Genomic DNA, 26,501 nt, shown 5'->3' on the forward strand with positions numbered 1-26,501 from the left:
TGACGGTGAAATTGCGCCACTAATGGGATTTAATGCATTATTCCATTAACAAAGAGAATAAAAGTCGCTAGAATTATCCCTCTTTTTTATTCTGTTATGGATTACAGAGTGTTTTCGTTTTCCCGACTGTCGCAGCGCCGTATGCCCGCATTAATCGCCATTATGGCGATTCTGATGCTATTTATTGCGCCCGATGTGTCGACTATTCTTGAGCAGCGGCGCGGTGCAGAACATCACCATCAGACGACTGCAGAAAATCCCAGGAGTGGCTTAAACGAAATGGCTCAGCACGGCATGATGAATGATATGCCGATGGTTGGCGGTCACAACCACTGCAATCCGACACTGTCCCAAACGCCTGATGACGGGCTGCATCACCAGCGCAGCAGCGGCAATATGCTGGAGCATTTCGCCTGTGGCTATTGTCAGCTTCTGGTGCATTTACCGCTGCTGCTGGCGATATTTATCGTTATTATCCGCATGCTGTTGTTATCGACCAGGACGCCAGCGCCGCTCAAGTTTTCGCCTTATCATTTTACCTTCTTCCCCGGACTTTCTCAGCCCCGCGCACCACCTGTCAATTAATTTACGCATCAGAACAAAAAGATATTTTGAGTTATTTCATTAAGAAAATAACTCAATTCTGATTATGCGCAATGCGCAGGATGAGTTGCGGACAAAATAAATCAATGGTTGCATTACGGCGAATATAAACCTCGCCCACACGACCCGATCTTTTTGTTTCACTCATGGTCATCTGCGCACAGCAATATTGACAGATAAAGTACGTAAGGATTTAACCATGCCATACCGCCACTTCCGCTTATCGGTTTTAAGCGTTGCGCTAATAACTGCCTGCCATGTATCGGCGACAGAATTATCCTCCGACAATCAAGAACCGCTCATTGTCGTTTCCGCCCCACTTACCTCGCCACTGACGTCAGTGACGTCAACCAAAACACCAGAACTGTCTGCCAGCGATGCTTCCGAACATTTAAAGAGCATGCCTGGATTCTCCCAAATCCGTAATGGCGGCACTAACGGCGACCCGGTACTGCGCGGCATGTTCGGCTCTCGCCTGCGGATCCTCACTGATGGAGGTGAAATATTAGGGGCCTGTCCTGGCCGGATGGATGCGCCAAGCTCATACATTTCGCCGGAAAGTTTCGATCTCCTTAGCATCGTTAAAGGCCCACAAACCGTCCTGTGGGGGCCGGGGAATTCAGCGGGGACCGTTCGTTTCGATCGCGCCACTACCCATTTCGATCAAGCAGCCCTCAAAGGCGATGTCAGTCTGCTGACAGCTTCTAACCGCCGCTGGGATGAAAACGCCAATTTCAGTACTGGCAATGAAGATGGCTATATGCGACTGATGGGCAATACCTCGCGCGCCAGCGACTATAAAGACGGTAATGGCACCCGCATCCCGTCGCGTTGGGATAAATGGAACGCCGATATGGCGCTGGGATGGACGCCGGATAAAGATACGCTGCTGGAACTGACGGCGGGCACGGGGGATGGTAAAGCGAGCTACGCAGGTCGAGCGATGGACGGAGCGCAGTTCAAGCGTCAGAGTCTGGGAGCCAGCTTCGAAAAATCAAATATCGGTGAGGTGTTTGATAAGTTTGAAGCTAAAATTCATTACAATTATGCCAACCATGTGATGGATAATCACAGCCTGCGCGACTCGGGGGGCAGCATTGTGCCAGAAAAAACCTCACAGCGTGATACGCGTTCGGTCAACGGCCGGATGATGGGAACCTGGCTTTGGTCCGATTTTGAACTTCAAAGCGGTATGGATATGCAAACCAGCAGCTACCGTAAGTATGCCGTTAGCCAGTGGGTGCAAGATGCCCGCTTTCATAATATCGGCGTGTTTAGCGAACTGAGCTGGACAGCAGACGATCAAAACAAGCTGGTCACCGGAGCGCGCCTTGACAGGACCTGGGTGGATAATTTCACCTCCACCGGTCAGGCAGCCAGAAACGACATCATGCCTGCCGGATTTATACGGCTGGAACATACGCTGGAAGACCTGCCGGTGATGCTGTATGCCGGTTTGGGATACACCGAACGTTTTCCTGACTTCTGGGAGCTGTTTTCCAAAAGCACGGCTGCTGATGGGCACTCCAGCACGTTCGATTCGATAGCCCCTGAAAAAACCACTCAGCTGGATATTGGGGCAAAATACAGCGGTGAAAAGCTGGACGGTTGGGTTTCCGCTTATGCGGGTCGTGTCAGCGATTTTATTCTGTTTAATTACGACGAAGCCAATGGTGGCACGAAACGAGTTGGCAATGTTGATGCTGCCATTATGGGTGGCGAGGCAGGGTTGAACTATAAATTGACTGACAGTCTGAAAGCCGATGCCAGCCTGGCTTACTCCTGGGGTCAGAACCGTTCCGATAAACGCCCGTTGCCACAAATGCCCCCGCTGGAAAGCCGTCTTGGCCTGACGTGGCAGAAAGGTGACTGGAGTACCACCGGCTTACTGCGTTTAGTCAGCCCTCAGCATCGGGTGGCGATGAACGAAGGTAACGTCGTGGGCAAAGATTTTGACCGCAGCAATGGATTTGCTATCTTCTCTGCCAATGCTGCCTACGCAATTGTCGAGGACATCAAAGTCAGTGCCGGTGTAGATAACATCTTTAACCGCACTTACAGCGAACATTTAAACCTGGCGGGCAATAGCGCCTTCGGCTATTCCGGGAGCAGCCCGGTCAATGAGCCTGGCCGCACCTGGTGGGCGAAAGTAAGCGCTAAATTCTGATAAAAGGTACAGGAGTACAAATTATGGCAATGTTTCCCCCTGGCAAGAAGCGCCGGAATTTCTTTATCGCCCAGCTCTGTGTGCTGGTTTGCACTGCATTAGTGATGACGAAAGCGATCATTGGAGGAGCGATAAACGAATACAATATGCCCTTCTCTACTTGGCCAGTTGAGTTGTATGTGTCTGAGTTCTTTATGATCCTGATCTACAGTTCGGTATTTACCCTGCTGCTGTCAATTCCGCTTTGGTATTTCTTTATCGGCGAACAGTCGTCGGAAAGTCAGTCTTGAACGGCCAGTAAAAGGCGCTAAAACCCAGCATTACGAGCGGTTTAGCGATACCCGACCCGGTTTATGACCGGGTCGTATTATTTTACCCATGCTGCGCAGAGTCAATTTCCCCGCAGAAAGCGTTTTAGCCAGAAGTCTTCCCCCTGGTACGACTCTTCCCTTCCCGCCGGCACGCCTGTAAGCCCCTCAACCACAGGCATTTCTGCCTGCCCTGGTGCGGTAACAGAGGTCACGCCAGTCACATGAAAAATCGCTGAGACAGGGAACATTATTACATGTAATAATCGATGGCTAATATGTTACACATCAAGATGTCCAGCAGGTTTATGTACTCATTTTCTGCGTAAGGCGAAGGATTAATTTTATGAAGCTGAAATACACCATTCTGGCATCAGCGCTGCTATCAATCACAGCATTGTCCGCCCAGGCAGCACAGGAACTGACTCCGGAAAAAGCAGCATCGTTGAAACCGTTCGACAGGATCACCCTTAGTGGGCGTTTCAGCGCCATCTACGAAGCGAGTGATGCAGTATCAAAGCGTGCGGATGCCTTAGGTGCTGACTCCTATTATATACAGGGCATCAATGATACCAACGGGAACGGCGGCAACTGGAATGTCACCGCTGACCTGTACCATGCTGACGCTCCTGCGGCACCAAAGAACAAAGATCGCATTATCAATGGCGTGCGTGAGTTGACTAAAGCAGAAGCCTATACGCTTGAACCCTACGACACCGTCAGCGCCAGCGGATTTTTCCGCAGCCAGCCTGATGTCAATGATGCCATTACCCGTTCCGCGAAAGACAAAGGGGCGGCGTCTTTCTTTATTATTCGTCAGATTGACACAAATAGCGGTGGCAACCAGATTATCACCGCTTATATCTATAAAGCCAACGCGCCTGAGCGCAAGGTTCAGTCACCCAACCTTGTCCCTGCCGACTCGGAAGCCGGTAAAGCGGCCCTTGCTGCCGGCGGAGCGGCGGCGAAAAAGGTTGAAATACCCGGAGTGGCTTCTGCTGAAACGCCAAGCAATAAAGTGGGACGTTTCTTCGAAACCCAGAGTTCAACCGGCAAGCGTTACACCGTCACCACTCCGAATGGTAAAAGCGTACAGGAAGTGAATGTAGTTACTGCGGCCCAGATGCAGCCGTTTGACAGCATTACTTTTACCGGCCACTTCAGTACGCCGACAGAAGTATCAGAAGAGGTAGGCCGCCGGGCCATTTCCAAAGGTGCCAAGTACTACCACGTTACCCGGCAGTGGTCTAATCAGAGCGGCGGCAATCTGACCGTCTCTGCCGACCTGTTTAAGTAATCCAGGTTTGTGGGGGGAGGTACTCTGCCTCCCCCTTTTGAATAATCCTCGTCCGTTTTTGCATAGTAAGTCATTGCATACTGACTCCTCTCTCCGTAAAATCGCCCGCCAATTTAGCGCTTTCTTTGTTTTTTATTGCTCACTGACTAAGTTAAACCTGAATCAATCACATCAACTGGCATTTTATTCTGAATCTGGGGTATTTTTTGGACAAAAAATTAGGCCTGGGCACACTGACGGCGCTGGTACTGAGTTCGATGCTGGGTGCCGGGGTGTTCAGTTTGCCGCAAAATATGGCGGCTGTCGCCAGTCCGGCCGCACTGCTTATTGGTTGGGCGATTACCGGCGTGGGGATCGTGCTGCTGGCGCTGGCCATGCTGCTGCTGAGCAGGCTCAAACCCGATCTGGACGGCGGGATTTTCAGTTATGCCCAGGCGGGTTTTGGTGAATTAGTTGGATTCTGTTCTGCCTGGGGATACTGGCTGTGTGCGGTGATCGCCAACGTTTCCTATCTGGTGATCGTTTTTTCCGCCATGAGTTTTTTTACCGATTCTCCTGGTAATGTGATATTGGGCAATGGTAATACCTGGCAGTCGATGCTCGGTGCTTCCCTGTTATTATGGCTGGTCCACGCACTGGTGCTGCGCGGCGTGCAGACGGCGGCCAGTATTAATTTGGTGGCCACACTGGGTAAACTGTTGCCACTTGGACTGTTTATCTTGCTGGCGATTGCCGCTTTTCACTATGAACGTTTCCGTTTCGATTTTACCGGCCTTTCGCTAAGTAAACCGGTGTGGCAGCAGGTGAAAGACACGATGCTGATCACGCTGTGGGTGTTTATTGGTGTTGAAGGTGCGGTGGTGGTGTCATCACGGGCGCGCGATAAACGCGATATTGGCCGCGCCACGCTGATGGCCGTTATCGCCGCGCTGGGCATCTATCTGCTGGTCACTCTGTTGTCGCTGGGCATCGTCCCGAGGACCGAGCTGGCAGAAATGCGCAACCCCTCAATGGCAGGCCTGATGACAACACTCATTGGCTCGTGGGGAAATCTGGTGATCGTTGCCGGGCTGATTATTTCCGTATGCGGCGCGTATCTCAGCTGGACAATTATGGCCGCCGAGGTGCCACTGATCGCCGCACAGCACGGCGCTTTCCCGCGCAGCCTGAGCCGCCAAAACGATCGCGGAGCACCGGCAGCCTCACTGTGGTTGACTAACGGCTGCGTTCAGGTCAGTTTGATCCTGATTTGGCTGACCGGCTCCGACTACAGTACGTTGTTGACCATCGCCTCAGAAATGATCCTCGTACCCTATTTATTGGTGGGTGCCTATCTTCTCAAGATAGCGCGCGGATTGAAAAAACCGGCGGTAACGCTGGTGGCGTTCGGCGCCAGCGCTTATGGTCTGTGGCTACTCTATGCGTCGGGGCCGTTGCATCTGCTGCTTTCGGTCGTACTCTATGCGCCGGGGATACTGTTGTTTCTTTATGCACGTCGGGGAGGAAGAGCAAGCCAGCCACTCCATGTAGTAGAAAAGGCATTGATGGCTATGCTTATGCTGGCAGCCATGCCAGCAATGTGGATGCTGGTTAGCTAGTGATTAATGGGCCAGCGGCAGGATACTGACGCTAAGACGGTCGTCATGCTGCTCAATATCGAGCGGCCTGGCGTATTCTTGACGAATACCGTCCAGCTGCTGTTCTGAAAGAAAATAAGGCAGCAAAATATCAAATTGCTCTATCTGCTGTTGTCGGGCGAGGGTGATGAGACGCGCAATATTAATTTCATCACTGACCTGGGTAGAGATGATTTGCAGCGCCAGCGCTTTCAGTTGTTCTGCAGATGGCTGTGGCATGTCGGCAGGCTTTCTGGTGATCATACCGAAAAAAGGAATAACGCCGTAGATTGCATCAACAAAACGCCATTGTTTTTTGCATGAGGCGGAAAGGAAATCGATATAGTTCAGGCAGATGGGCGAACTACAGTCAACTGAAGCCTGTTTCTTTTCCAACGCTGTTCTCTCCGTTCAAATTTGCCTTAACAACCCTGCTGATTATGATGACATAGTCGACCTGGATTATACCAGATATACTCTAAATAATTAGGCTTGGGTCACGTTGTAAGCGAAGACAGTGCCAGCATGACCGACTTTATGTGGGTGAATGCAGGGACATAATTTATGCCAACTCATAGTCGTGGCGTGCCGGACAGGATAAGCTAGCCTATATTCCCAACCCAGATATCTGCCTCTATGAACAAAATTGTATTTGTCGAAGACGACAAAGATGTTGGCGAACTGATTGCTGCCTATCTCGGTCGGCACGATATTGACGTCATTGTTGAAAGTCGGGGCGATCGTGCTGAAGCCACTATCGCTGCCACCAATCCCGATCTGGTGATGCTGGATATTATGCTACCAGGTAAAGATGGCATGACCCTCTGCCGTGACCTGAGCAGCAGCGACGTGTGGCAAGGCCCGATCGTGCTGCTGACCTCACTTGACAGTGATATGAATCATATTTTGTCGCTGGAAATGGGGGCTAATGACTACATCCTCAAAACCACGCCCCCTGCTGTTCTTCTGGCGCGTCTGCGTCTGCATCTGCGACAGGCACGAGGTGGCAACCAGCATGAGGAGATTTCACCAAGCATTGCCGGGCAGAAAGCACTGCGTTTTGGCACTTTGAGCATCGATCCGGTCAACCGCCAGGTGACACTTTCAGACGAAACGGTCGCGCTTTCCACGGCGGATTTTGACCTTTTGTGGGAGTTAGCCACCCATGCAGGCTCGATCCTCAATCGCGATGCCCTTCTGAAGACCCTGCGCGGAGTCAGCTACGATGGCATGGATCGCAGCATTGATGTTGCTATTTCACGCCTGCGTAAAAAGCTGCTGGACAGCGCCACCGAACCCTACCGGATTAAAACGATCAGAAACAAGGGTTATCTGTTTGCCCCGCATGCCTGGGATGCTTCATGAAAAAGCTGTTTATTCAGTTTTACCTGCTGCTGTTCGTCTGCTTTTTGGTGATGGCGATGCTGGTCGGTTTGGTTTACAAATTTACCGCCGAGCGTGCCGGCCGTGAGTCCATGAACGACCTGATGAAAAGCTCACTCTACCTGATGCGCAGTGAGCTGCGCGAAATCCCGCCGCGTGACTGGAACAAAACCATTGATAATCTTGATTTGAACCTGTCATTTAAAATGCATATTGAGCCAATGAGCAAATATCAGCTCGATCCCAATACTATGCGTCGTCTGCGTTCAGGGGAGATTGTCGCGCTGGATGAAGAATACACTTTCCTGCAACATATCCCGCGTAGCCATTATGTGCTGGCAGTTGGCCCTATTCCCTACTTATTCTTCCTGCATGAGATGCGCATTCTTGATATTGGCCTCCTGGCATTTATCGGTATTTCACTCGCCTTTCCGGTGTTTATCTGGATGCGCCCACACTGGCAAGACATGCTCAAGCTGGAAAATGCCGCACAGCGGCTGGGCCAGGGTCATCTGGATGAGCGAATACATTTTGACAGCGCTTCCAGCCTGTTGCGTCTGGGCGTGGCGTTCAATCAGATGGCAGATAATATTAATACGCTGGTTGCCAGTAAAAAACAGCTGATTGACGGCATAGCCCATGAGCTGCGTACTCCTTTAGTGCGCCTGCGTTATCGGCTGGAAATGAGTGATAATCTGACAGAAGCGGAGTTAGCGGCGCTCAATCGCGACGTTGGCCAACTGGAGTCGCTGATTGAAGAATTGCTTACCTATGCACGTCTCGATCGTCCAGAAGTGAATCTGAACCTGCAAAACCTCGATCTCGCCCTGTGGTTGAACGAACGTTTGCATGACATCCGCACGCTGCAACCGGAATATGAAATTGAGCTGGACACGCCGCAGCGGGAAAATTTAGCTGTTGCTGACACCCGGCTCATGGAGCGCGTGCTGGATAATCTGGTCAACAATGCTCTGCGCTACGCCGATAAACGTTTGCGGGTGGGATTATGGTTTGACGGTGACACGGTTTGTCTTCAGGTGGAAGACGATGGGCCGGGTATCCCGCCTGATGAGCGTGAACGGGTGTTTGAACCCTTTGTGCGCCTCGACCCCAGCCGTGACCGCGCCACCGGCGGCTGTGGCCTCGGGCTGGCCATTGTCCACTCTATTGCCCAGGCTTTTGGCGGCTATGTGACGATTGACAGCAGCCCGCTGGGCGGTGCCAGCATACGTTTCTGCTGGCCACGCGCTTGACCTCCATTGATTAAGGAATGCTATGACTTCTGCCTACACTAATCTGACACGTACTTTCCAACGCCTGTCCCGTTTCGGCCACCTGTCGGCCATCGCCGGATGGGACATGCAAACCATGATGCCCCCCGGAGGCAGCCGCGCACGCGGTGAAGCGCTTGCGGAATTGAGCGTACTGCGCCATGAAATTTTGACCGCGAAACAGGTGGGAGAATGGTTGCAGCAGGCGCAGCAAGAAAGTCTGGACGATGTGGCGCAGGCCAACCTTTATGAGATGCAGCGCGCCTGGCAGCAAGCGTCACTGTTACCTGCCTCGCTGGTCGAAGCGAAATCCATTGCCGGATCGCGTTGCGAACATGCCTGGCGTCAGCAGCGACCGGCTAATGACTGGCAGGGGTTTGCCGCTAATCTAAAAGAGGTGGTTAAACTCAGCCGTGAGGAGGCAGAAATTCGCTCTCAGGCGAATGGCTGCTCGCGTTACGATGCCCTGCTGGATCTGTTTGAGCCTGGCATGACCAGCGCACAACTGGATAAAACCTTTGGCGATCTGAAACAGTGGCTACCCAACCTGCTGCAACAGATTGTTGAACAGCAGTCCCACGAGAACATCGTTCGCCCTTCCGGCCCGTTCCCACAGGCCAGCCAACAGCAGCTGGGGTTGGCGATTATGCAGCAACTGGGTTTCGACTTTAACGCAGGTCGATTGGATATCAGCGCCCATCCGTTTTGCGGCGGCGTCCCGCAAGATGTGCGCATAACTACTCGTTACAACGAGGCGGAATTTATCAGCGCAATGATGGGGGTGATCCATGAGACCGGCCATGCGCGTTACGAGCAAAACCTGCCCCAGCAGTGGGCCAATCAGCCGGTGGCCCTGGCTCGCTCTACCGCAATCCACGAGTCGCAAAGCCTGTTTTTCGAAAAACAGCTTGGCCGTAGTCCGCAATTCCTTAGCCTGATCCATCCGCTGGTCATTAAACATCTCGGAGAACAACCTGGGATGGATGTAGATCATTTTATTGCGCTTAATCAGTGTGTTAAACCGGGTCTTATTCGCGTCGACGCCGATGAAGTCAGTTATCCAGCCCATGTGATCCTGCGCTATGAAATCGAACGGGCGCTAATTGCCGGCGAGATCGAGGTCGACGATATTCCGCTATTGTGGAATGAGAAAATGAAGGCATGGCTTGGCCTTGACGTCGGTGACAACTATCGCGACGGGTGTATGCAGGATATTCACTGGACCGACGGCGCTTTCGGCTATTTCCCAACCTACACGCTGGGCGCGATGTATGCCGCACAGCTGTTCCATGCGTTGCAACGCGCTATCCCCCAGGTCGGTGAAAATATTCTTCAGGGCGATTTGCAGCCGGTGTTTGACTGGCTACAGCAGAACATCTGGCAGCACGGCAGCCGTTTCACTACTCGTCAGCTGATTGAGAATGCCACCGGAGAAGATTTAAATAGCGGTTATTTCCGCCAGCATCTGGAACGCCGCTATCTCAAGTAATGCCTTATTGGCCGGATATGCCGTTTGATTCGTACAATCGGTTACACGCCGATACCAAACACTCACGGAAAGCTCTCTGTCATTCACATATAGTCTTTTCACCGGCCCCGCAGTGGGCTGACAGATGAACTAAAACACTTGAGGGTTTTGCAATGAAAAAATTATTAGCTCTGGTCATCGCCGCGACAATGGGTCTGTCTTCAGTTGCCTTCGCTGCTGAAACCGCCGCCGCGCCAGCAGCAGCACCTGCTGCTACCACTGCCGCTCCTGCCGCTGCTGCACCGGCTAAAGCGCCTGCTAAGCATGTGAAGAAGCACAAGAAGGCCGCTGCACAAAAAGCTCAGGCCGCTAAAAAGCATCATAAAGCGACTAAACCAGCCGCACAGAAAGCCCAAGCTGCTAAAAAGCACCATAAAGCGACTAAACCAGCCGCGCAGAAAGCCCAGGCTGCTAAAAAGCATCATAAAGCGACTAAACCAGCCGCGCAGAAAGCTCAGGCTGCTAAAAAACACCACAAAGTAGCTAAGCCAGTAGCCCAGAAAGCTCAGGCTGCTAAAAAACACCACAAAGCTGTAAAGAAAGCCGCTCCTAAAGCGTAATTTCTATAGCAGGGGTGGCCGACACCTCGCGCAAAACAGTCAACACAACACCCGGTTATGCCGGGTGTTTTTTTAAGGAGTTTCGGATGATGGTACGTCGCTATTTATTCGAAATCATTCTGGTTGTCATGATTGTCTGTGGGATTATTGCCGCCAGCTTTTATTGGTGACAACATGACTAGTGCGCTGAAATCTCAAATTAATCTCTCACTTTTAGTGCCGGACGACTATAGTTACTGCACTAACGAAATCACTGATACCAACGCGCTTTAAGCCTGAGAAAAATATGCGCCTGACAGCTGTGTTATTAATGGGTTGCTTTGCCTGTTCCTTTTATACTCATGCCGATGATGATGCCCGCGATGAGGCAGATACCACCACGCTGTTCTTTGGCAAAGACAATCGTCAACCGGTCAACAATACGGCTCGCGCACCCTGGGAAGCTATTGGTCAACTGGAGACTGCCAGCGGCAATCTGTGCAGTGCCACGCTGATCGCCCCCAACTTGGCTCTGACCGCAGGACACTGCTTGCTCTCCCCGCCAGGCAAACTGGATAAAGCCGTGGCTTTGCGTTTTATCGCCAATGATAAAGGTGGCTGGCGTTATGAGATCCACGATATCGAGGCGCGGGTTGATCCGGCGTTAGGACGAAAATTAAAAGCAGATGGAGACGGTTGGATAGTCCCATCTTCAGCGGCACCTTATGACTTTGGTCTGATTGTTCTGCGCAATCCCCCTTCTGGGATCGTTCCACTGCCTCTTTTTGCCGGTTCGCGCCAGGCGTTAACTTCCGCCCTGAAGGCAACCGGGCGTCGGATTACCCAGGCAGGCTACCCGGAAGATCACCTCGATACACTTTATTCGCACAGCGACTGCCTGGTAACCGGATGGGCGCAGAAAGCGGTACTGTCTCACCAGTGCGACACGCTACCAGGCGATAGCGGTTCCCCGCTGCTGCTTAACGTTGATGGCGAGTGGCAATTGATCGGCGTACAGAGCTCGGCACCTGCCGCTAAAGACCGCTATCTCGCCGATAACCGGGCGATAGCCGTTACCGCTTTTCGTGACAGCCTGGATGCGCTGGCACAGTAAAGAGGGATTTATCGTAATTAAACGGATTTCCGCTACCCGGCGATTGAACGATAATGTCGCCGCACCAGACAGTCATCAAGGAAGAAGTCATGAAAAAAACCACCCTGGCAACTATTACTCTTTTATTAGCGGGCTGTGCCGACCCGTTTCCTAATTCGACCCTGTCGACTAATTATCGGCTTAATACGCAATATTCCTCCCAAAGCCAGAACGAACGCGTGCGCTTTCTGGTTCTACACTATACCGCCACCGATGATGCCACATCGCTACGCCTGCTGACCGAGGGTGGCGTGAGCGCCCATTATCTTGTTCCATCGGCGGCCGATCCTTTGATCAAGCAAAATACGGTCTATCAACTGGTACCGGAAGATAAACGCGCATGGCACGCGGGAGCCAGCAACTGGAACGGGCGCAGCAACCTTAACGACAGCTCAATTGGCATCGAGATTGTTCATCCCGGCTTCACCGATTCAAGCAGTGGAAGACACTGGTATCCTTGGGATGACCAACAGATCAGGCTGGTTGCCAGCCTGGCGAAAGATATTATTCAGCGCTATGCCATCACCCCGGATAACGTGGTTGCACATAGCGATATTGCGCCAGGACGTAAGTTTGACCCAGGCCCACTCTTCCCGTGGCAGCAGCTGGCAGAACAGGGTATTGGTGCCTGGCCGGATAGCGATATGGTTCAGCATTATCTTGCCGGTCGCTCTCGTTACGCTACCGGTTCCGTCAGCAAAATTCAGGCCGATCTCGCCAGCTACGGATTTACTATCCCACAGACCGGCATTGAAGACAGCCAGACCCAAAAAGTTATCAGTGCGTTTCAGATGCATTTTCGACCCACCAACATTACTGGCACAGCCGATGCGGAAACAGAAGCGATTGCTGCTGCGCTGGTTGCGAAATATCGTTCGGCGCAAAAAATGTTGCGCGAAGAAAACAACACGGGGCTTTGAGCCGTTAATGAAAGCCAGCCCTGGCGGGCTGGCAAAGGCGCTACGCCACGATCTGTTCCATCGCCTGTAGAATACGTTTTTCAGAAATGGGGTACGGCGTCCCGAGTTGTTGAGCAAACAGGCTGACGCGCAGCTCCTCTATCATCCAGCGGATTGCCTGTACGTCATCATCATCCTTACGCTGCGGCGGCAGCTTGTTCAACCAGGTGCTCCAGGCCTGCTGCACAGATTCAACTTTCAGCATGCGGGCGCGATCGCTGTGAGGGTCGACCGCAACCTTTTCCAGTCGACGTTCGATGGCCTGCAAATAACGCAGCGTATCACCCAGTCGTTTCCAGCCATTGCCGGTAACGAAACCGCGATACACCAGCCCACCCATCTGCGCTTTTATATCCGACAGTGCCAGCGCCATTGTCATGTCGACGCGCCCTTTCAGCCGTTTGTTGATATTGAATACGGCAGTGAGGATCTGTTCGACCCTTTGTGCAATATCTACCACCGCTTCATTCAGATCTGACCGTACCTTGTCGTGTAGCTGCTCAAAGCCCTGCTGCTGCCAGCTCGGGCCACCGAATTCGGCTATCAGTCTGTCAACGCCACAGGCAATGCAGTCATCTATCAGATCAAGTACCTTACCATATGGATTAAAATAGAGCCCCAGTTTGGCCTTGTTCGGCAGCTTTTCATGCAGATATTTGATCGGTGAAGGAATATTAAGCAGCAGCAGACGTCGCTGACCGTGCCACATGGCCTTCTGTTGTTCGTGCTGTGAATCAAACAGACGGATCGCCACGCTGTCCTTCTCATCAACCAGCGCGGGCCAGGCTTCCACACGGTAATTGCCACGCTTTTGTTCAAAATGGTCAGGTAAGTCGCCAAAGCTCCAGATATGCAGGCCGCGCTGTTCCAGCCCATCATCTGCCACCTGCGACAGCGTTTCCTGTACTTTTCCCTTTAACTGCGCTTTTAACGCGGTCAGATCTTTGCCTTCCGCCAGCTTGTGGTTTTGCTCATCGACAATACGGAAAGTGATTTTGAGATGATCGGGAACCAGATCCCACTGCCAGGAATCACGCTCCAGCGTGACACCCGACATACGGCGAAATTCTCGTTCCAGTGAATCCAGCAGTGGTATTTCAGTCGTAGTAACCCGTGCGAGGAAAGCATCAGCATAATTCGGCGCAGGGACAAAGTTACGGCGTAACGGCTTAGGTAGCGATTTGATTAAGGCAATCACCAGCTCGCGGCGCACGCCGGGGATTTGCCACTCAAAACCACTGTCATCCACCTGATTCAACAATGGCAGTGGGATAAATACCGTAACGCCATCGGCATCAGCGCCTGGTTCAAACTGATAGCTTAAACGCAGCTTCAGATTGCCCAGGTGCCAGAAGTTCGGGTAGTCGAGCTGGCTGACTTTATCTGCGCCCTGCTTGATCAGCATCTCTTTGGCAAAGTTCAGACGTTCAGGTTCATCCCGGCTCAGGGTTTTCCACCAGCGGTCAAAATGACGGGCCGAAACCACCTCATGGCCAATGCGCTGGTCATAAAATGCAAACAGCGTTTCATCATCCACCAGAATGTCGCGGCGGCGAGATTTGTGCTCCAGCTCTTCCACTTCTGCACGCAGCTTCAGATTGGCTTTAAAGAAGGCGTGGCGCGTCTGCCAGTCGCCCTCAACCAAAGCATGACGGATAAACAGCTCGCGCGACAGCAGCGGATCGATCGGGGCATAGTTCACTTTACGTGCGGCAACAATGGGTAAACCGTACAGCGTGACTTTTTCGCTGGCGATCACCGCACCCTGCGCTTTTTCCCAGTGCGGTTCACTGTAGCTGCGTTTTATCAGGTGCTGTGCGACAGGCTCGATCCATTCCGGTTCAATGCGTGCGGCAATGCGCCCCCATAAACGGCTGGTTTCAACCAGTTCGGCCACCATCGTCCACTTTGGCGGCTTCTTAAACAGCCCAGAACCGGGGAAAATGGCGAAACGGGCGTTGCGTGCCCCGGTGAATTCCTGCTTGTCACTGTCCTTCTGGCCGATATGCGATAACAGCCCGGTCAGCAGTGCGGTATGGATCTCGCGCAACTCTGCCGGTTCGGTGTTGACCGGCAGTCCCAGCTCACGCACTACCTGCCGGAGCTGGGTATAGATATCCTGCCACTCACGCACGCGCAGATAGTTAAGGTAGTCCGTTTTACACTGACGACGGAATTGGCTGGATGACAGCGCCTTTTGCTGCTCTTGCAGCCAGTTCCAAAGATTAACAAAAGCGATAAAGTCAGATTCTTTATCGGCAAACCGCTGATGTTTTTCATCCGATGCCTGCTTTTTGTCGGCTGGACGCTCACGCGGATCTTGAATCGACAGTGCGGCGGTAATGATCATCACTTCACGCACGCAGCCATACTTCTGCGCTTCCAGCACCATTTTTGCCAGCCGGGGATCGACGGGCAGTTGGGCCAGCGCACGTCCGGAAGGTGTCAAACGATAATGCTGATTATCAGCAAGAGTAATCGCGCCCAGTTCTTCCAGCAGGCGAACACCGTCCTGAACGTTGCGTCGATCCGGCGCTTCTACGAACGGAAATGCGGAGATATCGCCCAGACCCAGCGCGGTCATTTGCAGGATAACTGACGCCAAATTGGTACGCAGAATTTCCGGATCGGTAAAGGCTGGACGGCTTAGGAAATCATCCTCCGCATACAGACGGATGCAAATGCCCTCGGAGACGCGGCCGCAACGCCCTTTACGCTGGTTCGCTGAAGCTTGGGAAATGGCTTCGATCGGCAGACGCTGTACCTTAGTGCGGAAGCTGTAACGGCTGATACGAGCCGTTCCGGGATCGATAACATATTTGATCCCTGGCACCGTCAAAGACGTTTCTGCAACGTTGGTAGCCAACACGATGCGCCGTCCGGCATGGGACTGGAATACGCGATTCTGTTCGGCATTTGACAGGCGAGCATATAACGGCAGTATTTCCGTGTGCGGCAGATCGCGTTTGTTCAACGCATCGGCGGTGTCGCGGATTTCGCGTTCACCGCTCATAAAGATCAGAATATCACCACGGCTTTCTCGCCCCAATTCATCTACCGCATCGAATATTGCCTGTAGCTGATCGCGTTCGCTGTCATCAGCCTCTTCCACCACCGGGCGGTAGCGCACCTCAACCGGATAGGTACGCCCGGAAACTTCAATTACCGGCGCATGGTTGAAATGGCGCGAGAAACGCTGCGGATCGATGGTGGCCGAAGTGATAATGACCTTGAGATCAGGGCGTTTAGGCAGCAGCTCACGCAGATAACCGAGAATAAAATCAATGTTCAGACTGCGCTCATGCGCTTCATCAATAATAATGGTGTCATACTGCATCAGCAGGCGGTCCTGCTGGATTTCCGCCAGCAAAATGCCGTCGGTCATCAATTTCACCTGCGTGGTATCACTTACCCGGTCGTTAAATCGCACCTTATAGCCGACACAACCGCCAAGGGAGATTTCCAGTTCAGAGGCGATGCGTTCCGCCACGGTACGAGCGGCAAGCCGACGTGGCTGCGTATGGCCGATTAACCCGCGAATACCACGCCCCAGCTCCAGGCAGATCTTCGGTAGCTGGGTGGTTTTACCCGAACCGGTTTCACCCGCCACGATCACCACCTGATTGGCGCTAATGGCATCGGCGATCTCCTGCTTCTTTTGACTGACCGGTAAATTTTCTGGATAGCGTATCGTTGGGGTCGCCGCCCGCCGTGCCGTTATCCGCTGTTCGGCTAGGGTGATTTCGGCGCTCAGCTCTTCAACCAACGCCTCTGGTAGCGTTGAATTTTTGATTTTTTTGGCACCCTGCAGGCGGCGCAACAGACGCTGGCGGTCACGTAGCATCAGCGTATCCAGACGGGAGTACAGCGCTGTGAGGATAGATTGTGAGGTGTCAGACATGGTAATAGTCTCGCTTTGTTGCGCCTGCATGGGCAACAGGGATTAATCAGGGGCAGAATGACGCGTAGTGTAACACAGACAGGGACTTAGCGATTCAAATGCGCAGCGGGAACTTATTCAAACTTTTCGAACATAGTTATCGAAAACTCGCACTTACACTGGCGCGCATTTATCCGTAAAGTATCAATCAACGAGCGGAATATCTCCGTATGACAGCACAGGAAAAAACCATGAGCAAAGTATTAGTCCTGAAATCAAGTATTCTTGCCGGTTACTCTCAGTCTGGCCAGCTCGCCGACTATCTGGTGTCTGAGTGGAAAGCCGCCCATCCTGATGATGAAGTCACCGAACGCGACCTGGCAGCCAACCCCGTCCCGGTTCTTGATGGCGAGCTGGTTGGCGCATTGCGTCCTTCAGATGCCGCGTTAACCCCGCGCCAGCAGGAAGCACTGGATCTGTCCGATGAACTGATTGCTGAACTCCAGGCACACGACACCATCGTGATCGCCGCCCCCATGTATAACTTCAACATTCCTACCCAGTTGAAAAACTATTTTGACCTGGTTGCTCGTGCAGGCGTGACGTTCCGCTACACCGAAAAGGGTCCTGAAGGCCTTATCCAAGATAAAAAAGTGGTGGTTCTTTCCAGCCGTGGCGGTATTCACAAAGATACCCCAAGCGATTTGCTGACCCCCTACCTGACCCTCTTCCTCGGCTTCCTGGGTATGAGCGATGTGCAGTTTGTTTTCGCTGAAGGTATTGCTTACGGTCCGGAAGTGGCAGCGAAAGCCACCAGCGAGGCAAAAGATGTCATTTCGCAGATTGTGACGGCCTGACAGGTGTTCCACGGGCAGGGGGATGACGTACCAGGTTAACTCCTGTGACGAAATCGGATACAGCCATGCTGCCGCTGTCGGCAGCAGGGTTATTTCTTCATCCACTGCCCATTAATCCCACGAACAAACTCACCGGGCTTTGCCCGCTCAACCAGTTTTTGTCCGGCGATGTTGGCGACTTCTCGCGCAGAGAGATTATTTTGCTGCGCCAGTAGTTGGTATTGCTCAGTACGGCCTGCGTTGATCTGCCTGACCAGCTCCAGGGTCACACTATCCTGCTGGATGGGCGCGATAAAACCGCTCAGCGTTTCGCCCACCCGCCCCTGCTGACGCGCTTCGTCAAGCGTCAAAGCCATCGCGGCAGGTGACAGCAGCAAACAGCACAGCAGTAATCTCCGGTACAGTTGTTTCATAGGTATTCCTTCAAAACAGGCTGCTGTTGTTTTTGAGCAAGGTTTCCACATCTTTGTCCACCTTGATATGGATCTCATGTTCAATTTTGACATTCATATTGATGGTAATCGGCTCTTTCGGCGCGGCGACTTCAATACGCGGAACACAACCACTTAACAGCAATATGGAGCTGGCTATTGCTAAGCTAATCAGGGCTTTCATCACTCTTTTCCTTATGCAGCGGCAGGGCAGCATTCTCTTCTACCCAAGTTTGCAGATTGTCGCCAAAGCGCAGGCTGCGCCAAAGTTGAAACAGGTTTTCGCGCTGGGTGTAATTCAGCGATACCTGCTGGTTGCGGTTACTGAAACGACTGGAACCATTCACCTTCGCCGTCATCGTCATCCAACCGAGATTATCAAGATCGACAGTTGCCCAGCTGCGGGATATCTCCATATAGCGTAGCCAATCTATGGCAGCACCAGCGGCAAAATTATTACCGCTGATGGCATCCGCCATATCCTTATCCATACGCAGCGTCAACGGCCCGCCGTTGGCGATCCATCCGCCTTTGATCAGCCACCGTGAATTATTCAGCCAGAGCGGTAACGCGCCGTTAATTTTGCCGGAAATGGCGAGCTGCTTTAACTTCATCGCGCTCACCAGTCTGGACATATCAACGTGCTTTACCTGCACGTTGGCGGCGCGTGTTTGCGGCATTTGCAAACTCTCCATGCTCAATTGCCCCCCAAGAACATCAATATTGACGTTGGAGAGCCGGAGCGGATTAGCACTGCTCCACGGATACCACCCCTGCAAATCTGCGGTAATATTTTGTAGAGCAAACTGGTTGGAGATCTCTCTAATGCGCAGTGCCACCGGGCCATGAGCGCCAAAATACCAGCGCTGCGCCTCCAGACGGAAAGGCAAAGAGAAATCGACCCCCTCGAATGCATTATCGGGCATCGACACGTTGCCGTTGGTGACCAGCCAGTGCCCACCGGCTTTCAGCCCCTGATCGGCAGCGGCGGAGAAGGCAACCTGGGCTTTTAACTGTCCGCCTTGGATTGATATTTTCAGATCAGGGGCGATTAGCGGTTGGAAAACGCGCAGCGACTGTTGTGGCCACCACATCTGGCCGCGCAGCCGATCGCCATCCCAGCGTCCACGCACCTGTACAGGACCAATCTCACCGGCTTTCAGGCTGCCGTTATACAGGAACCAGGCCGGATCGCGCCCTTTCACCCCAAGGGTTAAAATCGATGGCGGCAAATACCCCCCGCTACCGAGGCGTGTTTCTTTGGCCTTCAGGTTTAGCTGACCGTCGAACGAAGGCCGTGCCGGATCACGCTGCCAAAGAAGGGGTTTAGCCAACGTCAGGCGCGGGGCATCCATTGTGGTGCCTGCATAGCGCAGACGGTTAAAGCCAGTCGACAAGGTATCCAGTTCAATCAGCGTGTCCTGCCAACGACCACGGCCGTTCACGTCCCACTTTGCTGCCAGCGGCGCAAGATAGCCTTTGCCCCAGTAGCGCCACATCCACAGCCCTTTGTCCGGCCAGAAGTTGCTGGCCCGGCCATCAAGATGCAAACGGAAGCGCCCCATATCCCCATTATGGGCGCTAAGAATGGCCTGTAAACGACCGGTAATTCCAGCGGAAGAAACGACTACGCCAGCCAGAGGCCAGCGCGCTTCATCGACCTCCAGCGTCGAGAGCAATTGTCCTTTCATGCGCAGTAGTGCGCCGGGCAACAGTTCCAGCTGCGGATCGATTAGTGAGCCTCGTAACATGCCGGGGAGTCCGGCATAAAACTGTAGTTTCATCATCTTCGCATCGCCGGTAAGCCGTAACGGTAACTCACTATCTTGCAAATCAAGCCGCCCCGGCCCGAGGCTAAGCACCACGTTACCCTTTCCGCCGCGTCCCTGGGTCAGAAGATTGAGACGACCGGCTATTTCCGTTGCCGCTAACCCCTGCTGCCAGTTTTTTGCACTTAGCGTGACGGAGCCTGCAAGAGGCTGGGTGGACCATGGCCAGTTCCACTGCCCTTGCCTGATGTCAATCAACTGTGGCGTTATTTGCCACGGCAATGTCAGTAACGGGGTGGGATGATTTTCACTGCGGACAAGCAGCTTTCCGCTGTTCTGTTGCCATTTGAGTTCCACGGCGATCGGGTCGGGTATGCCATCAAGCCTGAGATTACTGTGTAACGCGCCGGATTCAGGCAGACTGTCGGGGATTGCAGGCAAATTGAGCGTACCGTTAAGCATAACGGGCTGCGACATGCCGGGAGCCATTAGCTTAAAGGTCTTTATTGCCAGATCCCGGCCATCAATTTCAGCCTGCAACGTCAGGTTCTTTCCCCGGTACTCCAGATGCTGGTGCTGGGCGTCGGTGTGTAACGCCAGCCCCCCGCTCCAGTTCTGCCAGGGCGCAACGGCCAACTGACCAATGCTCACATCGGCAGGCGGTAGCATATTCTGCCATTCAGCCAGAGATCGTGGCGCTTGCTGACGGTTGTCAGATGCCGGGATCTTCGCTGCACAGGCGCTGTCAATTGATACCGCATCGGCAGACAGCTGCCAGCGTGACTGACGGTAAGAGAGTGCCACGGCGCTAACTGTCGCCAGCTCACAGTCGCCAACGCGATAATGCACACCGGCCAGCCGTAATGCCCCTTGCTGCCAGCGGGGATTGCCATCAAGAGCGATGGTAGTATTTTGCGGCAGCCACAAACCGGCCAGTGTCGGCAGCCATTGTGTCACGGTAAGAAGTAGCCCACTCAGTAGCAAGATAACTGCCATCAGTGCAGCTAACGCTCTCATCCAGCCCTGTTTCATGGCGGCAAATCCTGTTCAGTCCGTGATTATTGATTAAATGATGGCATGGAATGGCACAAGGGTGAAGTATTTCACGGCAATAGGGCCGATGTGCTGCCTTTTCCTTTGGGCCAGTCCCCCAACCGAGCATTAATTGTTACACTGAAAGATAACGAATCATGTGCAGATAAAGGAGTAAAACCATGAAAATTGCGGTGTACAGCAATAAGCAGTATGACAGGAAATACCTTCAGCAGGTCAATGCGGACTATGGCTTTGAATTTGAGTTTTTCGATTTTCTGCTTAGTGAAACGACGGCAAAAAATGCCGAGGGCTGTGTAGGGGTTTGCATCTTTGTCAATGACGATGGCAGCCGGGTGGTGTTGCAAGAGCTGGCCGGGCTGGGGGTCAAATTTATCGCCCTGCGCTGTGCGGGGTTCAATAATGTTGATCTGGGTGCAGCCGCTGAATTGGGTATAAAAGTCGTCCGTGTCCCAGCCTACTCGCCGGAAGCGGTAGCTGAGCATGCGGTGGGCATGATGATGACGCTTAACCGCCGTATCCATCGCGCATACCAACGCACGCGCGACGCCAATTTTTCGCTTGAAGGTTTAATTGGCTTTAATATGCACGGCCGTACCGCCGGAGTGGTAGGCACGGGTAAAATAGGACTTGCCGTACTGCGCATTTTGAAAGGTTTCGGTATGCGCCTGCTGGCTTTCGATCCCTGGCCGAATCCTCTGGCTGTGGAACTGGGCGCAGAATATGTCGATATTGAAACCTTGTTCAGCCAGTCTGACGTCATTACTCTGCACTGCCCGCTCTCGGAGGAAAACCACCATCTGCTTAACGAGAGTGCCTTTGCCGAGATGAAACAAGGGGTTATGGTGATAAATACCAGTCGGGGCGGATTAATCGATTCACAGGCAGCAATAGAAGCACTTAAACAGCAAAAAATTGGTGCGTTAGGGATGGATGTCTATGAAAACGAGCGCGATTTGTTCTTCGAGGATAAATCCAACGACGTCATCCAGGACGATATTTTCCGTCGTCTGTCCGCCTGTCATAACGTGCTGTTCACCGGGCACCAGGCATTCCTCACTGCCGAAGCGTTAACCAACATTTCACACACTACGCTGGAGAATCTGCGGCTGTTAGAAAAAGGTGAACCCTGCGATAACCTGCTGACCCCGTGATCGGATAAGAAGAGAGTTTCAATCCCGGAAGCTAAGGCCAGTGGGTGACCGGGATGAACATCCGTAGCGCTAAATGATGAAAATCATCGTGCGCAGCTTCCATTGAGTAAAGCATTCTCCGAACAGCGGCGACCGTTTCTCAGTTGGCACATTCCTACCGAACTTCCATCCAACTGACGAGAGAGCGCCAGTGTTCCTCCTGCGTTAAGGCAGTTATTTGCCGCCAGGTCTGCCATCTCAACTCTGGCAGGAACATGAGCTGCTGTGGCCTGCTGCGGAGGTTCATCATCACTGCCGCTACTACAGGCAGACAGTAATAAAGAAGCTGCCACCAACAACAACGTTGCTGCTTTCATCAAATTGGCTCCGGATTGGTCTGTGCTGAGATGGAGCGATCAGCATAAGCCACGTTTCACATTAGGTCGATAGATGTCACGCTTTTTTACAAAACAACTTTCAGTAAATTTCAAGAGATGTGCTCTGAATTATTAGCGACCAAACAGTCCTGATAATGCTCAAGAGCCAGAAAAGATCATGGCAAATGCGTTAAGCCGTGCCAAGCTAATTAACACATTAACGTTCCGCTACTGCGCAGCGCTTAACGTGATTGATTATTCTTTAAGGAGAGACAGATGTCTGATAAGCCGATTTTGATTATCGCCAATATCATCGCCAAAGCGGGTAAAGGTGATGAACTTTATGAAATTTTGCATCGTTGCGTGCTACCAAGCCGACTTGAACAGGGTAACGTGCATTATGATTTATACCGCAGCGTTGAAAACAGTGACAGGTTCCTGTTCCATGAAACCTGGAAAAACACGGCAGCCGTAGACCTGCATGAAGCGCAGCCCCACTTCTTAACCTTGCTTGAAGAAGCTGGCCCGCTGCTGGCCGAAGCCCCGGCAATAAATAAAATCTGACTTAGGGGACGTCCGTTCTCAATAGATATAAGGCAGCCGGACTGAATTAACCCCGGCTGCCCAAGCCCGCTATTTCAGCAATCGCGCCCGACAGGTTTTACCCTTGATCTTTACCTGCTGTAACTGCTGCATGACCTTGCGCGCCAACTCACGGCGGATAGCGACATAAGCCAGGGTTGGACCAATATCAATCTTACCAACCTGATCGCCACTAAGGCCGCCCTCACCCGTCAATGCCCCCAGGATATCCCCCGGGCGGATTTTGGCTTTGCGCCCGCCGTCCAGGCTCACCGTCACCATCTCTGCCAGCAGCGGCCTGGAAGCCACTGATTTCAAAGTGGAAACAGAACTCCAAACCAGCTTTTGCTGTAAATAGTCCTCAAGTGTATGCGCACGTATCATTTCGTCAGGCGCAACAAAGCTGACAGCGCAACCCTCCTGCCCTGCACGGGCCGTTCGGCCAATACGGTGTACATGCACTTCAGGGTCAAATGAGAGCTGATAATTAACCACCATCGCCAGAGCTTTAATATCCAGCCCGCGTGCCGCCACATCGGTGGCAACCAGTACCCGACAGCTGCCGTTGGCAAAACGTATCAGCATTTGATCGCGCTCACGCTGCTCAAGATCGCCATGCAGCGGCTGCGCGCTGATCTGCGCATTTTCCAACGCATAGGCGATATCATCACATTCGCGTTTGGTATTACAGAACACCACGCAGGAAGAAGGCTGACGTTCGCTGAGCAATCCGATCAATGCCGTCAGTTTTTCGCGCGGCCCTGCTTCATAGAAGGTTTGCTCGATCGCTGGCAGGTCAGAAACATCGCCAGTTTCAACCGTCAGAGGGTCACGCTGGATTTTCTGACTGATCTGAGCAATCGCCTGCGGCCAGGTGGCGGAAAACAGCAGTGTCTGTCGATTCTGCGGGCTGTGGCTGATAATGGTATCGATATCTTCGCGGAAGCCCATTTCCAGCATGCGGTCGGCTTCATCCAACACCAGAGTGGTGATCGCATCCAGTTTCAGCGTCTCTCGTTTCAGATGATCAAGAATACGCCCTGGTGTTCCAACCACAATATGTGGAGCATGCAGCAGGGAGTCACGCTGTGCGCCAACAGGCTGCCCGCCGCACAGGGTGAGGATCTTAATATTGGCGGTGAAGCGCGCCAGGCGACGTAACTCTTTCGTCACCTGATCGGCCAATTCACGCGTAGGACAGAGCACCAACGCCTGTGTGACATACTGGCTGGCATCAACGCGGTGCATCACACCCAGACCAAATGCGGCAGTTTTTCCACTGCCGGTTTTTGCCTGGGCGCGAACATCACGACCGTCTAAAATTGCGGGCAGCGATTCTGCCTGTACTGGCGTCATGGCAAGATAGCCCAGTTCGTTAAGGTTATCGATCTGGCTGGCTGGCAGTTGTGTCAGGGTAGAAAAAGCAGTCACGAAGTAGTTCTCTGAAAAACGGAGGGGTTATTGAAGGCGATTGTAACAGATTACCGGGGCTCAACGGGGTCGGTAGGGATCTTTTTTATCATCTTCACTGCTGTCTGGCGCGCGCGGGACTTCGCCGTGTTCTTTCGGCTCATCTTTAGCGGGGTGCGGTTCATGGTGACGTTCAGCTTGGGACATGACTCTCTCCTTTCGATCTGTTTCATTAAGCTTAGTCGATATTTGCGTGTTGAAGTGTAAATGCTCCGGGCATTAGTTCACCTGTAAAACCTCGCGACCGCCCTTTTCGCTAATCTCTTCAGCTATTTTTTTAGCTTATCTTCACTGCGTGCAGCCAGAATGATACGGGTAGTTGACTGGGCCAGTCTGTTGGCGGCTGAGGCACTAATGCTTGAAGCTGCGCCGGTAATAACTGTTACCGTGTCTTTATTCAGTGACATAAATAATTACTCCTGGCGTTAAATAGTTTAAATCAACAAGTAATTTATAAAGAAATATTTTGCATATCGGTGCACTTAGATTAAAAAAGATTAAAAGTAAAATCTTAGCGGATATTACCAGAAAATCCTCTCACCTTAATCAATACTGCATTGAATCCCCCTCAACATGATTAACATAATGATTTTTATATAAAAATTACACGCCTCACCTGATAAATTTATTTACCCGATGATTTTCGGAAGCATTATTTTAATTTTGATGCCATGCTTGCTTATAATTCATGAAATAAGGGGGCTGTTATAATGAGTAAGAAACTGGCTTTTATTACCGGGGCATCCAATGGCATTGGATTCGAACTGGCGAAAATTTTCGCTAAAAATGAATACGACATTATTGCCGTGGCCAGGAACGAAGAGAAACTGAATAAAGCCTGTGACGAGCTTCGTCAATTCGGCGGCAGCGTACATGCTTTTTCTGCCGATCTGAGCTGTTATCAAGAGATTGAATTGCTTAAGACGAAAGTCGATGATGCCGGGTATGGCATTGACGCCCTTGTTATTAATGCCGGCCAGGGGTTGGGCGGCAGCTTTATTGGCGGTACCGAGCTTGAAAAAGAACGGCAACTTATCCGTCTTAATGTGGACTCTTACGTCCATATGTCCAAGATTTTCCTGCCGGACATGATCAAACGTGGTGGCGGGCATGTTCTGATGACCTCATCACTCTCAGGTACGGCTCCCATTCCCTTTGAGGCTGTATATGGTGCTTCCAAGGCCTTCATAAATTCCTTCTTCTGGGCAATCCGCAACGAGCTAAAAGGTAACGGTCTGAATATGACCCTGTTAATGCCGGGTGCCACGGAAACTAATTTCTTCAAAAATGCCGGTCAGTCCAATACCCGCGTTGGTGCTTCGCAGACCACCAAGCCAAACGAAGTAGCTGAACGTGCCTGGTATGCACTGATGAGCGGTCATGAATATGTTTACGGAAATGATGAAGCCGAGCATGAAGGTGATGTGCTCAATCGTCTTCAGAGTGAATCTCAAAAAGCACAGCGGCACCGCATTATTTCTGAACCAGGCTCCGCCAACAACAAATAACCTCTTTTTCTGAAGAAATCAGTACATAAGGGATTCTTTATCGTCCGGTCTGAGGATCGGACGAATCTTGATATTTTCAGGTCGTCACTGAAAGATTCTACTACGTCACCAGTGAGGACGTTTCATGGACATCATGTTCTTCCTGTGCTGCCTGTTGTCTGCGTTAGTCTCTTCATTTGTGTATTCCTCTCCTCAGCCACCGAGCCCACTTAAATTTGGGGAAGCACCACCCACCGATATCCCAATTTTATCGGCAGAAGCAAACCATGAGCGCTTCGGACAGCCTGATGATTAACGCATAAAACCCACGGCTCCGAGTCTTAATATATCCGTCAGAGGATTGGCGGTAAGGGCCTGGTGCGTCAAGTTCATCCTGTTCCGCTCTTCAGGTGTATCCTTGAGGGTCAGCCTGTTCAGCAGAGTCAGGCAGGCAGCCATACAAGCCCCCTTTTTTGCCCCCCTGACAGCCTGCTCAATATTCGACTCCGTAATACCCATCTGTTGGGCGCAAGAATTATCGTGCAGCCAAACATCCATTCCAGAAGGATCATGACAGGCAGAGGTAGTTCGGGGGAAAACATGGTGCCGAAGATAAGACGGCTGATTAGGTGGAATTC

The 26,501-nt window shown here is 52.2% G+C and carries 25 protein-coding genes; 16 read left to right on the top strand and 9 right to left on the bottom strand.

Annotated features, from left to right (window positions below; translation table 11 throughout):
• The first annotated feature begins 96 nt into the window (after positions 1-96).
• From EPIR_RS09220 to EPIR_RS09240, 5 genes are all read left to right on the top strand, one after another.
• Positions 97-585 (top strand): DUF2946 domain-containing protein, encoded by a 489-nt coding sequence (locus tag EPIR_RS09220; protein WP_023655097.1) that lies wholly within the window; start codon positions 97-99, stop codon positions 583-585.
• A gap of 217 nt (positions 586-802) precedes the next feature.
• The gene (locus tag EPIR_RS09225) at positions 803-2,770 is read left to right on the top strand and encodes a TonB-dependent copper receptor (RefSeq protein WP_023655099.1); all 1,968 of its coding nucleotides are present in this window, start codon (positions 803-805) and stop codon (positions 2,768-2,770) included.
• 23 nt (positions 2,771-2,793) lie between these two features.
• Positions 2,794-3,060: a DUF2534 family protein gene (locus tag EPIR_RS09230; protein WP_023655100.1), complete on the top strand. Its 267-nt coding sequence runs from the start codon at positions 2,794-2,796 to the stop codon at positions 3,058-3,060.
• 364 nt (positions 3,061-3,424) lie between these two features.
• A complete protein-coding gene (ydgH, locus tag EPIR_RS09235; protein ID WP_023655101.1) occupies positions 3,425-4,375 on the top strand; it encodes a DUF1471 family protein YdgH in 951 nt (316 codons plus the stop codon).
• 206 nt (positions 4,376-4,581) lie between these two features.
• The gene (locus EPIR_RS09240) at positions 4,582-5,973 is read left to right on the top strand and encodes a basic amino acid/polyamine antiporter (protein ID WP_023655102.1); all 1,392 of its coding nucleotides are present in this window, start codon (positions 4,582-4,584) and stop codon (positions 5,971-5,973) included.
• 3 nt (positions 5,974-5,976) lie between these two features.
• Here the strand turns inward: EPIR_RS09240 and EPIR_RS09245 are convergent, their stop codons facing one another.
• Complete coding sequence (locus EPIR_RS09245; RefSeq protein ID WP_023655103.1) at positions 5,977-6,387, bottom strand: hypothetical protein; 411 nt, start codon at positions 6,385-6,387, stop codon at positions 5,977-5,979.
• Positions 6,388-6,627: 240 nt separating this feature from the next.
• Here EPIR_RS09245 and rstA point away from each other — a divergent pair, with 240 nt between their 5' ends.
• The 7 genes from rstA (at position 6,628) to EPIR_RS09275 (ending at position 12,785) form a co-directional block, all read left to right on the top strand.
• Positions 6,628-7,356 carry a two-component system response regulator RstA gene (gene rstA / locus EPIR_RS09250; RefSeq protein WP_023655104.1) on the top strand — a complete coding sequence of 243 codons (729 nt, stop codon included), beginning with the start codon at positions 6,628-6,630 and terminating at the stop codon, positions 7,354-7,356.
• On the top strand, positions 7,353-8,627 hold the full coding sequence (rstB, locus tag EPIR_RS09255) for a two-component system sensor histidine kinase RstB (RefSeq protein ID WP_023655105.1): 1,275 nt from the start codon (positions 7,353-7,355) through the stop codon (positions 8,625-8,627). Before rstA ends, rstB begins: the two co-directional genes overlap by 4 nt.
• 22 nt (positions 8,628-8,649) lie before the next feature.
• Positions 8,650-10,134: a carboxypeptidase M32 gene (locus tag EPIR_RS09260; protein ID WP_023655106.1), complete on the top strand. Its 1,485-nt coding sequence runs from the start codon at positions 8,650-8,652 to the stop codon at positions 10,132-10,134.
• A gap of 152 nt (positions 10,135-10,286) precedes the next feature.
• Positions 10,287-10,733 carry an acid resistance repetitive basic protein Asr gene (gene asr, locus EPIR_RS09265; protein WP_023655107.1) on the top strand — a complete coding sequence of 149 codons (447 nt, stop codon included), beginning with the start codon at positions 10,287-10,289 and terminating at the stop codon, positions 10,731-10,733.
• Positions 10,734-10,822: 89 nt separating this feature from the next.
• On the top strand, positions 10,823-10,903 hold the full coding sequence (gene ydgU, locus EPIR_RS19340) for a small membrane protein YdgU (protein ID WP_476729625.1): 81 nt from the start codon (positions 10,823-10,825) through the stop codon (positions 10,901-10,903).
• Between the two features lie 116 nt (positions 10,904-11,019).
• Positions 11,020-11,826, top strand: a complete 807-nt coding sequence (locus EPIR_RS09270) for a trypsin-like serine peptidase (RefSeq protein WP_023655109.1) — start codon at positions 11,020-11,022, stop codon at positions 11,824-11,826.
• Between the two features lie 89 nt (positions 11,827-11,915).
• Positions 11,916-12,785 carry an N-acetylmuramoyl-L-alanine amidase gene (locus EPIR_RS09275; RefSeq protein ID WP_023655110.1) on the top strand — a complete coding sequence of 290 codons (870 nt, stop codon included), beginning with the start codon at positions 11,916-11,918 and terminating at the stop codon, positions 12,783-12,785.
• A 40-nt stretch (positions 12,786-12,825) separates the two neighbouring features.
• Here the strand turns inward: EPIR_RS09275 and hrpA are convergent, their stop codons facing one another.
• Complete coding sequence (gene hrpA / locus EPIR_RS09280) at positions 12,826-16,725, bottom strand: ATP-dependent RNA helicase HrpA (protein WP_048697253.1); 3,900 nt, start codon at positions 16,723-16,725, stop codon at positions 12,826-12,828.
• A 230-nt stretch (positions 16,726-16,955) separates the two neighbouring features.
• On the opposite strand from hrpA, the gene EPIR_RS09285 reads away from it, so the two are divergent.
• Positions 16,956-17,561 (top strand): FMN-dependent NADH-azoreductase, encoded by a 606-nt coding sequence (locus EPIR_RS09285; protein WP_023655112.1) that lies wholly within the window; start codon positions 16,956-16,958, stop codon positions 17,559-17,561.
• Positions 17,562-17,650: 89 nt separating this feature from the next.
• On the opposite strand, the gene EPIR_RS09290 is transcribed toward EPIR_RS09285, so the two are convergent.
• From EPIR_RS09290 to EPIR_RS09300, 3 genes are read right to left on the bottom strand one after another with little or no spacing between them, the layout of a single operon-like run.
• Positions 17,651-17,974 (bottom strand): YdbL family probable chaperone protein, encoded by a 324-nt coding sequence (locus EPIR_RS09290; RefSeq protein ID WP_048697256.1) that lies wholly within the window; start codon positions 17,972-17,974, stop codon positions 17,651-17,653.
• A gap of 10 nt (positions 17,975-17,984) precedes the next feature.
• Entirely contained in the window at positions 17,985-18,176 is a 192-nt protein-coding gene (locus tag EPIR_RS09295) for a YnbE family lipoprotein (RefSeq protein ID WP_048697258.1), read from the bottom strand.
• Complete coding sequence (locus tag EPIR_RS09300) at positions 18,160-20,793, bottom strand: YdbH family protein (RefSeq protein WP_048697260.1); 2,634 nt, start codon at positions 20,791-20,793, stop codon at positions 18,160-18,162. The genes EPIR_RS09295 and EPIR_RS09300 overlap by 17 nt, the downstream gene beginning before the upstream one ends.
• 182 nt (positions 20,794-20,975) lie before the next feature.
• Here EPIR_RS09300 and EPIR_RS09305 point away from each other — a divergent pair, with 182 nt between their 5' ends.
• Complete coding sequence (locus EPIR_RS09305; protein WP_023655116.1) at positions 20,976-21,968, top strand: 2-hydroxyacid dehydrogenase; 993 nt, start codon at positions 20,976-20,978, stop codon at positions 21,966-21,968.
• Positions 21,969-22,051: 83 nt separating this feature from the next.
• Here the strand turns inward: EPIR_RS09305 and EPIR_RS18215 are convergent, their stop codons facing one another.
• Positions 22,052-22,324: a putative hemolysin gene (locus tag EPIR_RS18215; RefSeq protein ID WP_023655117.1), complete on the bottom strand. Its 273-nt coding sequence runs from the start codon at positions 22,322-22,324 to the stop codon at positions 22,052-22,054.
• A gap of 276 nt (positions 22,325-22,600) precedes the next feature.
• Between EPIR_RS18215 and EPIR_RS09310 the strand changes: the two genes are divergently transcribed.
• Entirely contained in the window at positions 22,601-22,888 is a 288-nt protein-coding gene (locus tag EPIR_RS09310) for a putative quinol monooxygenase (RefSeq protein ID WP_023655118.1), read from the top strand.
• A 69-nt stretch (positions 22,889-22,957) separates the two neighbouring features.
• Here EPIR_RS09310 and dbpA read toward each other — a convergent pair whose 3' ends face one another.
• The 3 genes from dbpA to EPIR_RS18700 form a co-directional block, all read right to left on the bottom strand.
• Positions 22,958-24,337, bottom strand: coding sequence for an ATP-dependent RNA helicase DbpA (dbpA, locus tag EPIR_RS09315; RefSeq protein ID WP_023655119.1), 1,380 nt, complete (start codon positions 24,335-24,337; stop codon positions 22,958-22,960).
• A 60-nt stretch (positions 24,338-24,397) separates the two neighbouring features.
• Positions 24,398-24,523: a hypothetical protein gene (locus EPIR_RS19190; protein ID WP_023655120.1), complete on the bottom strand. Its 126-nt coding sequence runs from the start codon at positions 24,521-24,523 to the stop codon at positions 24,398-24,400.
• A gap of 122 nt (positions 24,524-24,645) precedes the next feature.
• A complete protein-coding gene (locus EPIR_RS18700) occupies positions 24,646-24,783 on the bottom strand; it encodes a hypothetical protein (RefSeq protein ID WP_023655121.1) in 138 nt (45 codons plus the stop codon).
• Between the two features lie 303 nt (positions 24,784-25,086).
• Between EPIR_RS18700 and EPIR_RS09320 the strand changes: the two genes are divergently transcribed.
• Positions 25,087-25,884: an SDR family NAD(P)-dependent oxidoreductase gene (locus EPIR_RS09320; RefSeq protein ID WP_023655122.1), complete on the top strand. Its 798-nt coding sequence runs from the start codon at positions 25,087-25,089 to the stop codon at positions 25,882-25,884.
• Positions 25,885-26,501: the final 617 nt, after the last annotated feature.

The sequence above is a fragment of the Erwinia piriflorinigrans CFBP 5888 genome (assembly GCF_001050515.1).
GTDB lineage: Bacteria > Pseudomonadota > Gammaproteobacteria > Enterobacterales > Enterobacteriaceae > Erwinia > Erwinia piriflorinigrans.